The 13,427-nt window shown below is 68.6% G+C and carries 12 protein-coding genes, 1 tRNA gene, 1 pseudogene and 1 riboswitch; of the genes and pseudogenes, 9 read left to right on the forward strand and 5 right to left on the reverse strand.

Annotated elements, in window-relative coordinates:
• Positions 1 to 82: 82 nt before the first annotated feature.
• Entirely contained in the window at positions 83 to 1,945 is a 1,863-nt protein-coding gene (locus tag FE263_RS04695) for an MFS transporter (protein WP_240758983.1), read from the forward strand.
• An 83-nt stretch (positions 1,946 to 2,028) separates the two neighbouring features.
• The gene (locus FE263_RS04700; protein WP_138324727.1) at positions 2,029 to 2,244 is read left to right on the forward strand and encodes a hypothetical protein; all 216 of its coding nucleotides are present in this window, start codon (positions 2,029 to 2,031) and stop codon (positions 2,242 to 2,244) included.
• Positions 2,245 to 2,309: 65 nt separating this feature from the next.
• Here FE263_RS04700 and metW read toward each other — a convergent pair.
• Together metW and metX are read right to left on the reverse strand one after the other, a co-directional pair.
• Positions 2,310 to 2,909 (reverse strand): annotated as a pseudogene (gene metW, locus FE263_RS04705) (methionine biosynthesis protein MetW); the annotation flags it as partial.
• 30 nt (positions 2,910 to 2,939) lie between these two features.
• Entirely contained in the window at positions 2,940 to 4,160 is a 1,221-nt protein-coding gene (gene metX / locus FE263_RS04710; RefSeq protein WP_138324729.1) for a homoserine O-acetyltransferase MetX, read from the reverse strand.
• A 184-nt stretch (positions 4,161 to 4,344) separates the two neighbouring features.
• Between metX and FE263_RS04715 the strand changes: the two genes are divergently transcribed.
• The 3 genes from FE263_RS04715 to FE263_RS04725 all read left to right on the forward strand — a co-directional run bounded on the left by FE263_RS04715 (position 4,345) and on the right by FE263_RS04725 (position 9,243).
• Positions 4,345 to 8,154, forward strand: coding sequence for a glycoside hydrolase family 99-like domain-containing protein (locus FE263_RS04715; protein ID WP_240758984.1), 3,810 nt, complete (start codon positions 4,345 to 4,347; stop codon positions 8,152 to 8,154).
• Between the two features lie 85 nt (positions 8,155 to 8,239).
• On the forward strand, positions 8,240 to 8,749 hold the full coding sequence (locus FE263_RS04720) for an NUDIX domain-containing protein (RefSeq protein WP_205880255.1): 510 nt from the start codon (positions 8,240 to 8,242) through the stop codon (positions 8,747 to 8,749).
• A 32-nt stretch (positions 8,750 to 8,781) separates the two neighbouring features.
• On the forward strand, positions 8,782 to 9,243 hold the full coding sequence (locus FE263_RS04725; protein WP_240758985.1) for a DUF427 domain-containing protein: 462 nt from the start codon (positions 8,782 to 8,784) through the stop codon (positions 9,241 to 9,243).
• A gap of 2 nt (positions 9,244 to 9,245) precedes the next feature.
• Here the strand turns inward: FE263_RS04725 and FE263_RS04730 are convergent, their stop codons facing one another.
• Positions 9,246 to 9,440, reverse strand: coding sequence for a DUF1653 domain-containing protein (locus FE263_RS04730; protein ID WP_138324732.1), 195 nt, complete (start codon positions 9,438 to 9,440; stop codon positions 9,246 to 9,248).
• Positions 9,441 to 9,538: 98 nt separating this feature from the next.
• On the opposite strand from FE263_RS04730, the gene FE263_RS04735 reads away from it, so the two are divergent.
• The gene (locus tag FE263_RS04735; protein WP_205880256.1) at positions 9,539 to 10,081 is read left to right on the forward strand and encodes a hypothetical protein; all 543 of its coding nucleotides are present in this window, start codon (positions 9,539 to 9,541) and stop codon (positions 10,079 to 10,081) included.
• A gap of 2 nt (positions 10,082 to 10,083) precedes the next feature.
• Here the strand turns inward: FE263_RS04735 and FE263_RS04740 are convergent.
• Positions 10,084 to 10,157 (reverse strand) — tRNA-Gly (locus tag FE263_RS04740).
• 114 nt (positions 10,158 to 10,271) lie between these two features.
• Positions 10,272 to 10,351, forward strand: a riboswitch (SAM riboswitch).
• Between the two features lie 67 nt (positions 10,352 to 10,418).
• Between FE263_RS04740 and metZ the strand changes: the two genes are divergently transcribed.
• From metZ to folE, 3 genes are all read left to right on the forward strand, one after another.
• On the forward strand, positions 10,419 to 11,621 hold the full coding sequence (gene metZ, locus FE263_RS04745; protein WP_205880257.1) for an O-succinylhomoserine sulfhydrylase: 1,203 nt from the start codon (positions 10,419 to 10,421) through the stop codon (positions 11,619 to 11,621).
• A gap of 79 nt (positions 11,622 to 11,700) precedes the next feature.
• Entirely contained in the window at positions 11,701 to 12,174 is a 474-nt protein-coding gene (gene apaG / locus FE263_RS04750) for a Co2+/Mg2+ efflux protein ApaG (protein WP_138324734.1), read from the forward strand.
• Positions 12,174 to 12,806 carry a GTP cyclohydrolase I FolE gene (folE, locus tag FE263_RS04755; protein WP_138324735.1) on the forward strand — a complete coding sequence of 211 codons (633 nt, stop codon included), beginning with the start codon at positions 12,174 to 12,176 and terminating at the stop codon, positions 12,804 to 12,806. The genes apaG and folE overlap by 1 nt, the downstream gene beginning before the upstream one ends.
• A gap of 3 nt (positions 12,807 to 12,809) precedes the next feature.
• On the opposite strand, the gene FE263_RS04760 is transcribed toward folE, so the two are convergent.
• Entirely contained in the window at positions 12,810 to 13,397 is a 588-nt protein-coding gene (locus FE263_RS04760; RefSeq protein WP_171033935.1) for a POTRA domain-containing protein, read from the reverse strand.
• Positions 13,398 to 13,427 lie beyond the last annotated feature (30 nt).

Raw genomic sequence — 13,427 nt, forward strand, 5'->3', positions numbered from 1 at the left:
AGACGCTCTGGCCGCATGACCGGCTTGCTACCAGGAAGTCCGGCGCTTGCCCGGAAGCACGGCTTGTCAATAAATGCGAGGCATGAGCCAGAACCACCGCGGTAGTCCCGCCATGCGCGACCCGGTCTGGACCCTGCGCGGCTCGCGCAACTACCGGCGCATCGTGGTGGCGTTGTTCCTGTCCGGCTACGCCACCTTCTCGCTGCTCTACTGCGTGCAACCGCTGCTGCCGCTGTTCTCGCAGCATTTCCGGCTCGACGCCGCCCGCAGCGCGCTGTCGCTGTCGCTGGCGACCGGAATGCTGGCGCCGTCGATCCTGGTCGCCGGCGCCCTGTCCGAGACGCTCGGGCGCAAGACACTGATGGCCGGGTCGCTGACTGTCGCGGCACTGCTGAACCTGCTCTGCGCCATGAGCCCCGGCTGGACCCTGCTGCTGGTGCTGCGGGGCCTCGAGGGCTTCGCCCTGGGCGGCGCGCCGGCGGTGGCGATGGCCTACCTCGCCGAGGAGATCCACCCGTCCGGGCTCGGCCTCGCCATGGGCCTGTATGTCGGGGGTACCGCAATCGGCGGCATGGCCGGGCGGCTGCTCACCGGGCTGGTGGCCGAGTTTGCCGGCTGGCGTGCTGCCCTGGCCACGATCGGCCTGCTGGGTGCCGCCAGCGCCGCCTGCTTCGTGCTGCTGCTGCCGGCGTCGCGCAACTTCGTGCGACGCCCCGCCTTCGAACCCGCCTACCATGCAAGGGCCTGGCTCGCGCACCTGCGCACCCCCGGACTGCCGACCTTGTTCGCGGTCGGCGGCCTGCTGATGGGCAGCTTCGTGACACTCTACAACGCCACCGGCTACCGGCTGCTCGCGCCGCCATACAACCTCAACCAGGCGGAGGTCGGAGCTATCTTCGTGATCTACCTGTTCGGCACCGCCGCGTCCGCCGGCGCCGGCATGATGACCGACCGGATCGGCCGCAAGCCGGTGCTGGCAGCCGCCCTGCTGGCGTCCCTGCTCGGCGTCGCCCTGACCCTGGCCAACCCGCTCGCCGCGGTGATCGGCGGCCTCGCCTTGTTCACCGTCGGCTTCTTCGCGGGCCATGCTGTAGCAAGCGGCAGCGTCGGACGCCTCGCGCTGCAGACCAAGGGTCACGCCGCCGCGCTCTACCTGCTGTCCTACTACCTTGGTTCGAGCCTGCTCAGCATCCTCGGCGGCGTCGCCTGGGAGTGGGCCGGCTGGAATGCGGTGGCCGGGTTCTGTGCCCTGCTGCTGATCCTGGCGCTGGCGCTGGCTTTGCTGCCGCAGCGGCCGGCGATCCGGCGTGGCGCCGGCGCGGCCGCGCTGCTGCTGGCGCTGGCACCCGCGATGCCGGCGCGCGCGGCCACACTGCCCGCGTTCATGCAGCAGATGCTGCGGGCGGAGCTGCCCGACCCGGCTCCGGCGCCCGCGGAGATGAAACCGATCGGCACCATCGAGGTCGCCGGCGTCCCGCTCGCTTTCGGCCATGCCGGCATCGCCGCGATTGCCGGACGCCTCGGCGTGCCGGTGCGCCACCAGGGTGATGCCGGCGACAGCGTCTACTGGGCCTGCGCGCGGCTCGATGTTCCGGCAGGCACAAGGCACCCTCGCGAGGTGCCCACCCTCACCCTGTGGCTGCTGTCGGACGCGGAGGCGACCGGCCGCGCGCACGCCGTGACCGCCCTGGCCCTGGACAGCGTGCGCGAGGATGACCGGTCCTGCCCGGTGCCGCAGCACGAGCCCGATCTCACGCTCGATGCCCGCATCGTCCGCCCCGGGACCGACGCGGCACGCATCGGGATGCTCTATGGCCGCACGCCCCGGCGCGACGGCCGCAGCGCCTTCGTGCTGCCCACCGCCGACGGGACGCTCACACTCACCGTGGCGATGGCGAACGGACGGGTGCAGACGGTCTGGCTGGCCGATACGCCCGACAACTGATCGGCCATCGGGTCCCGTTAACCGGAGCTTCACGCCTGTCTGGATAGGATGGATCCAACCAGACCAGCACAGGAGCATCCATCATGAGCATCGCCAGCGTCGCCGCAGCCGGATCGGCAGTTCTTGCCCAACAGATCCAGAAGCTGCAGCAGGCGGTCCCGGCTCAGCAGACCGGGCGCGTGCACGGCCATCATCACGGCAGCCAGCAGACACCCCCGGCGGTGTCTGCGGCGACCACTCAGCCGGCCTCGTCCGCCGCCTCCGCCACATCCAGCAGCCTGCTCGACCTGCTGGCCTGAGCGCTCCCCGCCGGGTGCGCGATCGGTTGGCACGTGCTCGTGTCGCCGGAGGCGCCGACGCCGAAATCCTTCCGGTGCAGCAGGAACAGCGCCTGCTCGCCGAACAGGTTGGCCATCTGGATGGATCTGCGCCAGGGCGAGCGGCCCCCCTTGTCGTCGACCGCGAGCCAGCTCTGGATCGCGTAGCCCTCGCTGCCGCACAGCGAGACGAAATCGCGGATGGTGCAGGGATGGATGTTCGGCGTCTCGTACCAGCCGGTCGACCAGGTGTCGGTCATCGGCATGCGTCCGCGCAGCAGCAACTGCCAGCGCAGTTGCCAGTGGCCGAAATTCGGGAAGCTGACGATGGCACGCGTGCCGATGCGCAACATCTGACGCAGCACCTCGCGCGGGCGCTCGACCGCCTGCAGCGTGCGCGAGAGAACCACATAGTCGAACGCGCCATCCGGATAATGCGCAAGATCGCTGTCGGCGTCGCCATGCATCACCGGCAGGCCATGCGCGACCGCGCGCGTCACCTCCGCCATGTCGATCTCGATGCCACGCGCATCGCAATTCCGGGTGCGGAACAGATGTTCGATGAGCGAGCCATCGCCACTGCCGATATCGAGCACCCGGGAGTTCGGCGCAATCATGTCGGCGATGAGCTTCTGGTCGAGGCGCATTCGATCAGTCCGGCTTGCGGCGGTGCGGCGTCATGCCTGCCCGGCAGAAGCTGCATGGGAACGCGGTCGCTGCTCCAGCCCGGCATGTTCCGCAGCCCCGGCCAGGAAGCCCCGTATCGTGCGGTCGAGCGCAGGCTCGTCGAGCAGGAAGGCATCGTGCCCCTTGTCGCTGTCGATCTCGACGAAGCTGACGTTGGCCGCGGCACGGTTCAGCGCCCTCGCCACCGCGCGCGACTGCGCCGTCGGAAACAGCCAGTCCGAGGAAAACGAGATGACACAGAAGCGCGTGTTGGTGTTCCGAAATGCAACCGCAAGATCGCCGTCATGGTCCGCAGCGATATCGAAGTAGTCCATCGCGCGGGTGATGGTCAGATACGAGTTGGCGTCGAAGCGGCGCACGAAGCTGCTGCCCTGGTGGCGAAGATAGCTCTCCACCTCGAACATCTCGCCGAACAGGGCAAGCGGCGCCTCGGCGTTATACGGGTCGCGGCGCAGGCGGCGGCCGAACTTCCGGGTCAGCGCCTCCTCCGACAGGTAGGTGATGTGCGCCATCATGCGTGCCACCGCGAGGCCGCGCGCCGGAACCCGCCCATCCGCCCAATAGCGGCCGCCCTGCCAGTCCGGATCGGCGAAGATCGCCTGCCGGCTGACCTCGTTGAAGGCGATGTTCTGCGCGGAATGGAACGGCGCGGTCGCGATCGGAACCGCGGCAAATACCAGTTCCGGATAGGTCGCCGCCCACTGCAGCACCTGCATGCCGCCCATCGAGCCGCCGATCACCGCGAACAGCCGCTCGATACCCAGTTCGGCGATCACCAGCCGCTGCGCCCGCACCATGTCGCGTATGGTGATGGGCGGAAAGTCCGTGCCCCATGGCATGGAGATGTGGGGTTCGGTGCTGCCATCGCCGGAGCCGGGACGCGGCGAGCGCGGTCCGGTCGACCCCATGCAGCCGCCCAGCACGTTCATGCACAGCACGAAGTAGCGGTCGGTATCGATCGGCAGCCCGCTTCCTACCATGCGCGACCACCAGCCGGGCTTGCCGGTCACCGGATGCGGTTCGGCGGCATACTGGTCGCCGGTCAGGGCGTGGCAGACCAGGATCGCGTTGTCGGCCGCCCTGTTGAGGGTGCCGTAGCTGCACAGGGCGATCTCCAGTGGCGCCAGATGCACACCGCAATCGAGCGTCAGGCCCTGCGGCAGCAAGACGAGGCGATGGATGGTCTCGGCGAGAACGGTCGGCTGGTCCATGCGCAGGGTCTACAGCGCCACGCCCGCATCCGCATCATTCCAGTTCCGGCCTGCACCCTTTTTCGCGCTGCATGCCATGCAAACCGATAACGTCCTTTACCCGAAGCTGGTTCACAACTACGTTACCTAACGCTCCGTTAGTTGCTCCCCTTTCCTCAGTCAGCCTGTGGGGCGGACCACGATCATGTCAGCCGGCATTGAGCAGCATCCCGACGATCCGGTCCCGCCCGCCGCTGCGTCGCCGTTCGGCGAATTGCAGGTGATCGGGCATTCCGGGCTGTTCGACTGCGACTTCTATCTTGGCGGCAATCCGGATCTCGCCGGGCTCGGCTCGGAGGCGCTGTCGCACTACCACAACTATGGCTGGCGCGAGGGGCGAAAGCCGAACCTGTATTTCGACCCGCGCTGGTATCTCTCGCAATATCCCGACGTCGCTGCGGCGGGGATCGATCCGCTGCTGCACTACATCCTGCGTGGCGAGGCCGCGGGCAATCGCCCGATCGCCTGGTTCGACGGGCTCTGGTACCTGGACACCTACACGGTGCCCGCAGGCATGCTCGGCCTGCGGCACTTCCTGCTGCATCGCGCAGACGGCGCGGTAAGCGCGCTGCCCGAGTTCGACGCCGGCTTCTACCTGAACTCCTATCCGGATGTCGCCGCTGCCGGACTGGATCCGCTCGAGCACTACATGGTGCAGGGCTTCCGCGAGGCACGCCGGCCGTTCGAGGGTTTCGATCCCGCCTTCTACCGCAAGCGCTACCTTCGCGATGACAACGCCACCAACCCGCTGCTGCACTACCTGTCGCATCGCGACGATCCGGAGGTGCACCCGGCGCTGCCGCGACACGAGACCAGCATCCCGCGCGAGATGCGCCGAAACACCCAGCCCGGACCGTACTTCGAGCCGGTGCGACCGTTGCCTGCGGGCGCCCCCCGACGCGTGCAGATGCTGGCCTACTACCTGCCGCAATTCCATGCCGTGAAGCAGAACGATGAATGGTGGGGCAACGGCTTCACCGAATGGACCAACGTCGCGCGCGGGCTGCCGCGCTTCGCCGGACACTACCAGCCGCGCATCCCGCGCGACCTCGGGCATTACAGCCTGACCGGGGCGGAGACGCTCAGGCGCCAGGCGGAAATGGCGCACAATGCGGGCATCGGCGGCTTCGTATTCTATTTCTACTGGTTCAACGGCACCCGGCTGCTCGATGCCCCGCTCGAGACGCTGCTCGCCGAGCCGGCGATCGCGATGCCCTTCTGCCTGCTGTGGGCGAACGAGAACTGGACCCGGCGCTGGGACGGCTCCGACCACGACGTCCTGATCAGCCAGGATTTCCGCCCCGAGGACGAGGCGGCGATGATCGACTGCTTCGGCCGGCATTTCGCCGATCCGCGCTATATCAGGCTGCAGGGCCGTCCGCTGCTGATGATCTACCGCGCCGCGCTGATCCCGGACACCAGACGCACCATCGCGCATTGGCGCGCGATGTTCATGGAACGATGCGGCGAGGACCCGATCTTCCTGATGGCGCAGGCATTCGGCGAGACCGATCCGCGCCCCTTCGGCATCGATGGCGCGATCGAGTTCCCGCCGCACAAGCTGGTGGACGGACTTCCCACCATCAATTCCCAGCTCGACCTGCTCGACACCGAGTTGACGGCGCAGGTCTACGACTACGAGCAGGTCGTGGCGCAATCGCTGGCGGCGCCGGCGCCAGATTATCCGTTGATCCGCACCGCCAGCCCATCGTGGGACAATGACGCGCGGCGCCAGGGCAGCGGACTGGTGATCCATGGTTCGACACCGGCACGCTACCAGGCCTGGCTGGAGGGGCTGGTGCGCCACGCGCGGGCGCACCCGTTCTTCGGCAGTCCGATCGTCTGCATCAATGCCTGGAACGAGTGGGCGGAAGGGGCCTATCTCGAGCCGGACCTGCATCATGGCGCCGCCTACCTTAACGCCACCGCGCGCGCGGTCAGCGGCTGCAGTACGACGACACGTCCCGGTCGCATCCTGCTGGTCGGCCACGACGCCTTCCAGGCCGGCGCGCAGAGCCTGCTGCTGCATATCGGACGCCAGCTCAGCCGTGCGCATGGCATCGAGATCAGCTTCCTGCTGCTGGCTGGCGGCGCGCTGCTGGCGGGCTACCAGGCAACCGGCCCGACCCGGGTGATGGCGGCCGACGATCCGGCCCTGGCCGCCTGGCTCGACCGGCTGCGGCGCGACGGCTACGACGCCGCCATCGTGAACTCGTCGGCCTCCGGCGCCGCCGGGGCGCAGCTGCACGCCGCCGAGATCGGCTACACCCTGCTGGTGCACGAGCTGCCGACAGTGATCGCCGAGAAGCACCTGCGGCACGTCCTCGCCGCCGCCGCCGCATCCGCCCGCAGCGTGGTGTTCCCCGCCACCGTCGTGCAGAACGCCGTTCGCGCGCTGGTCCAGCTGCCGGAGGCGAAGTGCCGGCTGCTGCCGCAGGGCCTGTATCGCCGATGCCGCTACTCGGCGCGCGCACGCTCCATGCTGCGGCGGCGCCTCGGCCTGCCGGCGGACGCGCTGCTGATGATAGGCATGGGCTATGGCGACCTGCGCAAGGGGTTCGACCTGTTCCTGCAGCTCTGGCGCACCCTGCAGTCGTCGCCTCGCTCACGTGCGAAATCGGCCGGGCCGGCCCGGCAGGTGCACTGCCTGTGGCTCGGCGAGCTCGATCCCGGCCTGCGTCTCTACCTGCAGGCCGAACTCGATCTCGCGCTCGCGACGGGCAGCTTCCACATGCTCGGCTACGTGCAGGACGCGCCGGACTATCTCAGCGCCGCCGACGTGTTCGTGCTGACCTCGCGCGAGGATCCGCTGCCGAGCGTGGTCCTGGAGGCGATGGCGACCGGCCTGTCCTGCGTCGCCTTCGCCAGTGGCGGCGGCATTCCCGAACTGATCGAGCAGCATGGCGGCGGCGCGCTGGCACCGCTCGGCGACCTCGCCGGCATGGCCGGGCAGGCGCTGGCGCTGGCGGCGCAGACCCACGCGCAGTCCGCCGCCGCCCGGGCCGCGATCGGCAGGCGGGCGGCGGCGCGGCACGATTTCGGCAGCTATGTCACGAGCCTGGTGGCGCTCGCCCGGCCGGCGCTGCCGCGCATCTCGGTGGTGGTGCCGTCCTACAACTACGCCCGCTACATGAAGCAGCGCCTCGCCTCAATCTTCGCGCAGACCCAGCCGGTGCTGGAGATCATCGTGCTCGACGACGCCTCGTCGGACGACAGCGTCGCCACCGCCCGCGCCACTGCCGACGAGTGGAACCGGGACGTGCGCCTGGTCGCGTCGCAGAGCAACTCCGGCTCGGTGTTCCGCCAGTGGCGGCGCGCGGCCGCGGAGGCGCAGGGCGACTGGATCTGGATCGCCGAGGCGGACGATGCCGCCGAGCCGATGATGCTGGAGCGCCTGATACAGGCCATTACGCAGGCCGCCTCGGTCGGCCGCGACGTCGTCATGGCGTTCTGCGACAGCAGCAGCCTCGACGAGGACGGCGCGGTGACGTCGGAAAGCTACAAGCCGTATTTCGCCACCACCGCCGGCACGCTGCTCGAGCAGGACGGACTGCATGACGGGCCCGATTTCGTGCGCGACTGCCTGAGCGAGCGCAACCTGATCCTCAACGCGAGCGGCGTGCTGTTCGCGCGCACGGCGCTGCGCCAGGCGCTGGCGGAGTGCGGCGACGAGCTGTTCGCCTTCCGCATGGCCGGCGACTGGCGGCTCTACATCGAGATGCTGCGCGCGCCCGGCGCTCGCATCGCCTACGTCGCCGAGCCGCTCAACATCCACCGCCGGCACAGCCAGTCCACCACCCACCGGCTGGCTGGCCAGAAGCATCTCGGCGAGGTGGCACGTATCCACCGGCTGCTCGGACGCGGTCCCAGCCTGCTCGATGCCGACCGCATCCGCCAACGCAGCTATCGCGACCAGCTTGCGCGCCAGCTTGGCCTGGCGGTGCTCGGGGAGTGAGGCCGGCCTGCGTCGGCGGCATGACGACGGTTCCAGCCATCATGTTCCGCCCGAGCGGAAACCCGGCTACTCCTCGACACTAATGGTGCTTGTGAAAAAACCGTGGCTCCCTGCCGTCGACCTTGCCTGGCGCACTGCCTTCCGCATCGGCTTTCCGATGGCGCGGCTGTGGTGGCGGCTGCGGCGCCCCCAGCACGAGGGTGCCCTGGTCGCCGTGCATGTCGGCCGCGACCTGCTGCTGCTGCGCTGCTCCTATCGCCGGCAGTGGAACTTTCCGGGCGGCGGGGTGCGTCCGGGCGAGGCGCCGGAAGCCGCCGCGCGCCGGGAACTGCGGGAGGAGATCGGGCTGTCGGACTTCACGCTGCGGCCGGCGGGCATCACCACCGGAACATTCGATTGCCGGCCCGATCGGGTGCATTTCTTCGAGCTCCGGCTCGACCGCCTGCCCCATCTCTCGCTCGACAACCGCGAGATCGTGGCGGCAAGGCTGTTCGCTCCGGAGGAACTGCGCGGCATCGGCCTGACCCGTCCAGTCCTCGATTACCTGGCGGCCCGGGGCCCGGCAAACCTCGGCCACGCACCCCAGGGCGCATGACCGGCGAACCGACTTCCACAGGACGGGGCCGAATGGAGAATGTCTGGGAGTATCCGCGTCCGCCCGCGCTGCAACCGGTGACGCGCCCGGTGCGCATCGTGTTCGGCGGCCGGATCATCGCCGCGACGGAGCAGGCGTGGCGCGTGCTGGAAACGTCGCATCCGCCGGTCTACTACCTGCCGCCGGACGCTTTCACCGGCTGCACCCTGGAACCGGCGCCGGGACGCAGCCTGTGTGAATGGAAGGGTGTGGCGCGCTACTGGACCATCGCGGCCGGCGCGCACCGGGCGGAGCGCGCGGCCTGGAGCTATCCCGACCCCACTCCGGCCTTCGAGCCGTTGCGCGACCATCTGGCGGTCTATGCCGGCATGATGGACCAGTGCTTCGTCGGCGACGAGGCGGTAACCCCGCAGCCGGGCGGCTTCTACGGCGGCTGGGTCACCAGCGATCTTGTCGGGCCGTTCAAGGGTGCTCCCGGCACCATGGGCTGGTGAGGCTAGGCTCTTTCGAATCGAGGCGCACCGTCCACCGCCTCGTTCCACATCGATAGCGGCCGCACCCAGTAGTCGCCGCGGGCTTCGCTGCGATAGGTGACCAGCCATTCCTCGGTCTCGCTGTGCCGGCCGACGCAGATCACCGTATAGAGGCCGCCCTTGTAGTGGCGGTAGAGGCCCGGTTCGGGTGATGTCATGCCGGCTCCATCCCTGATCGTTCGACGGCGTATCGACCCGGCGACCTGCCGGCTCTAGATTGAGACCAACAAGCCTGTTCCGGGATGATCAAGACGCCATGACTTTCGTCCGCCTGATGGTCCTGGCCGGCCTGCTGCTTCCGCTGCACGTTCATGCCGCCACACGGAAGGCGCACCATGGTGGCGCGCCGGTCATCCTGACACGCCAGCCCGGTACGGCGGCCGACCAGGCTGCCCGCACGCTTAATCGCGAGGATCTGCAGGGCGCCGCCCGGCATGGCGAGACGCCGCTGGTGCTGGTCGGGTCGGCGCCGCTTTCGGACCATCGCACCGACGAGGCGCTGTTCGTGCAGCTGCAGTCCGCCAGCCTGTGTGGCTCGGCGGGCTGTTCCACCTCGGTCTATCTTCGGCGCGACCATGAGTGGACCAAGGTGCTGGACTCCGTGAGCGGTCCGATCCGCGTGATGCCGCAGAGCAACGACGGCATGCACGACCTGCTGGTCGGCCGCAACGACCGCTGGACCTGGTCTGGCGGAGGCTACCGCGACACCCTGGCTGCGCCACCCCTGACTGGCCTCAAACGTTCGGTGGAGCAGCACCGCGCAGCGGTCCGGCGGCACCAGGACCCCACGACCAACTGACCTGGAGCGGATGGCGGGAATCGAACCCGCGTATGCAGCTTGGGAAGCTGCCGTTCTACCATTGAACTACACCCGCCTTGGAGGAGACTTTAGTGACCGTCCGGGACGCAGGCAAGACGCGGCCTCGACCTCACCCCGCTTGACCTCGTCACTTGCTGACGCCACCATGGCTCTGCTCCGGTCGCCTCCGCGCCGGGGTCCTCGTGATTTGTCCGGCCGGCTTGCGGCGAGGTAAAACAACTGCGCTAAAGAGGCATCGGCGAACCGTCCCATGGGGGAAGGGCGTCGTGTCATCCATGGCCGGCCCCACTACGGGACTTCGACCGGGACATCCATGATGAGCGACAACGCCTCCTATCGCACCAACACCCGCCTGATCCATTCCGGCACCGAGCGCAGCCCGTTCGGCGAGACCAGCGAGGCGATGTTCCTCACCTCCGGCTTCGTCTACGACAGCGCAGAGCAGGCCGAGGCGACCTTCAAGGGCGAGGCCGAGCACTACCAGTATAGCCGCTTCGGCAACCCCACCGTATCGATGTTCGAGCGCCGCCTCGCCGAGATCGAGGGAGCAGAGGCGTGTCGCGCCACCGCGTCCGGAATGGGCGCGGTGCATGCTGCGCTGTTGAGCCACCTCAAGGCCGGCGACCGCCTGGTGGCGTCGCGCGCCTTGTTCGGCTCGTGTTTCTGGATCGTCTCGACGCTGCTGCCGCGCTACGGCATCGAGAGCGTATTCGTCGACGGCCATGATCTCGACCAGTGGCGCACCGCCCTCTCGCAGCCGACCGCGATGGTGCTGCTGGAGAGCCCGTCCAACCCGATGCTGGACATCGTGGACCTGCAGGCGGTCGCCGATCTCGCGCATGCGGCGGGGGCCCTGGTGGTGGTGGACAACGTGTTCGCCACCCCGCTGCTGCAGCGCCCGTTCGAACTCGGCGCCGACGTGGTGGTGTATTCTTGCACCAAGCATATCGACGGCCAGGGCCGTGTGCTCGGCGGCGCCGTGCTGGGCCGCGCGAAGTGGGTGGAGGACGTGCTGCAGCCGTTCATCCGCAACACCGGCCCGACGCTCTCCGCCTTCAATGCCTGGGTGCTGCTCAAGGGCCTCGAAACGCTGGCGCTGCGGGTGGATGCCATGTGCGCCAATGCCGCGCGCATGGCGGACTGGCTGGCGCTGCAGCCTGGCATCCGCCGGGTCTGGTATCCGGCCCGCACCGACCATGCGCAGCACGCCCTGGCGATGCGGCAGATGAGCGCCGGCGGCACGCTGGTGACGTTCGAATTGGACGGCAAGGCGGCGGCCTTCGAGGTGATGAACCGGCTGCGCCTGATCGCGGTCTCCAACAATCTGGGCGACAGCCGCTCCCTGGTCACCCATCCGGCGACCACCACGCATATGCGCATCGGCGCCGAGGAGCGGGCCAGGCTCGGCATTACCGATGGCGTGGTGAGGATGTCGGTGGGACTGGAGGATGTGCTCGACCTGCAGGACGATCTGGGCCGCGCGCTGACCGGCCTCTCGCGGCTGCGGGCGGCCGAATGACATCGAGGCGACCCTACGATGCTGCTGGCCAGAACATCCGCGCGGCGGCAACATGCGCAAGGAAACAGGAAGGCGTCCGATGAAGGATAACGACCCCGCAGCCGCGGGGACGCAGCCGGGTGCCGCGGCGCCGGCCTCCGAGGCGCAAGCTGCCGAGACCTATGCACTCGTGACCCGTGGCATCAGGGTGAGCGTGCGACCGTTCTTCCTCGAGGACCAGTCGCAACCCGACGAGCGGCAATTCGTCTGGGCCTACCGGGTTCGCATCGAGAACCAGGGGACCGATACGGTCCGCCTGCTGCGCCGCACCTGGCACATCACCGACAGCCGTGGCCGGACGCAGCACGTCGAGGGCAGCGGCGTGGTCGGCGAGCAGCCGCAGCTGCATGCCGGCGAGGCCTTCGAATACACCTCCGGGACCCCGCTTGAGACGCCGTCCGGATTCATGTCGGGCGCCTACCACATGGTGCTGACCGGGACCGGGGAAGAATTCGACGTGCAGATCCCGACCTTCAGCCTCGACAGTCCGCATCAGCCGGCGGTGCTGCACTGATGGACCAGGCGATCCCGGCGGGCGCCCTGCCCCACCATGCCGACCGGCCGTCCCAGGAGGAGGCCGAGGCGGCGGTGCGCACGCTGCTGCGCTGGGCGGGCGAGGACCCGGCTCGCGAGGGGCTGCTCGACACCCCGCGGCGGGTGGTGAAATCATACAACGAGTTCTTCCAGGGCTATGCGACCGATCCGGTGGCGCTGCTGGCGACCACCTTTGCCGAGACCGATGGCTACGACGAGATCGTGCTGCTGCGCGACATACGCATCGAGAGCCACTGCGAGCACCACATGGTGCCGATTATCGGCAAGTGCCACGTCGCCTACCTGCCGCGCCGTCGCGTGGTCGGGATCAGCAAGCTTGCCCGCCTGGTCGAGGTCTATGCCAGGCGGCTGCAGATCCAGGAGCGGTTGACCGCGCAGATCGCCAACACGCTGAACGAGGTGCTGGAGCCGCACGGGGTCGCGGTGATCATCGAGGCTGGCCACCAGTGCATGAGCACGCGCGGCGTACACAAGCCCGGTGTCTCGATGGTGACCAGCCGCATGCTGGGCGCGTTCCGCGACAATCCGACCACCCGGTCCGAGCTGTTGTCGATGATCAACCACAGCTCGGCGGTGTCGGCCTTCGAGTAAGGGCTAGTCGCTCGCCCCTTCCGTAATCTTGTAGTCCACCACCGCATGGTTGGGCTGCGGATAGGTTGCGCTGGGCGCGATCTGGACGCCGATATTCTTCTTCTTGTACAGCGCCAGGATCGCCTGCATGTTGGCGCTGACCTTGGCCTCGTCGACGACGTCGCCCGGATGCAGCGTGATGACGCCGTCGATCTCCTGGGTGCTGACCTTGCTGTTGCCCTCGACGGTCACCCGGTCGACGCGCAGCACGGCGGGGCCCTGCGGCGCGGGGGCCGCCTGCTCGGTGATCAGGTAGGCCACCGTCACCGCGCCCGAGGGCTGGATGGTCAGGCGCTGCTTCAGGCTGGCGCCCACATTGGCGTGCTGGTAGACGCCGACCACCGCGTTCTCGTTGGCCACCAGGTCCGCCTTGGTGACCTTGTCGCCGACATGCACCGTCATCGCATTGTCGATGTCGGCGGTCGGAACGCGGTGATTGCCGATCACCTCGATGCGCTGCACCTTCATGACCTTCGGGGCCTGGGCGAGAGCGGGGGTGGCAGCGAGCGCAGTCACCATCGCGGCGCGCACGAACAGACGATCGATCTTCACAGGGTCAGCACTCCGGGTCATTGATCGGGG

The sequence above is a fragment of the Lichenicoccus roseus genome, assembly GCF_005844085.1.
Taxonomy (GTDB): domain Bacteria; phylum Pseudomonadota; class Alphaproteobacteria; order Acetobacterales; family Acetobacteraceae; genus Lichenicoccus; species Lichenicoccus roseus.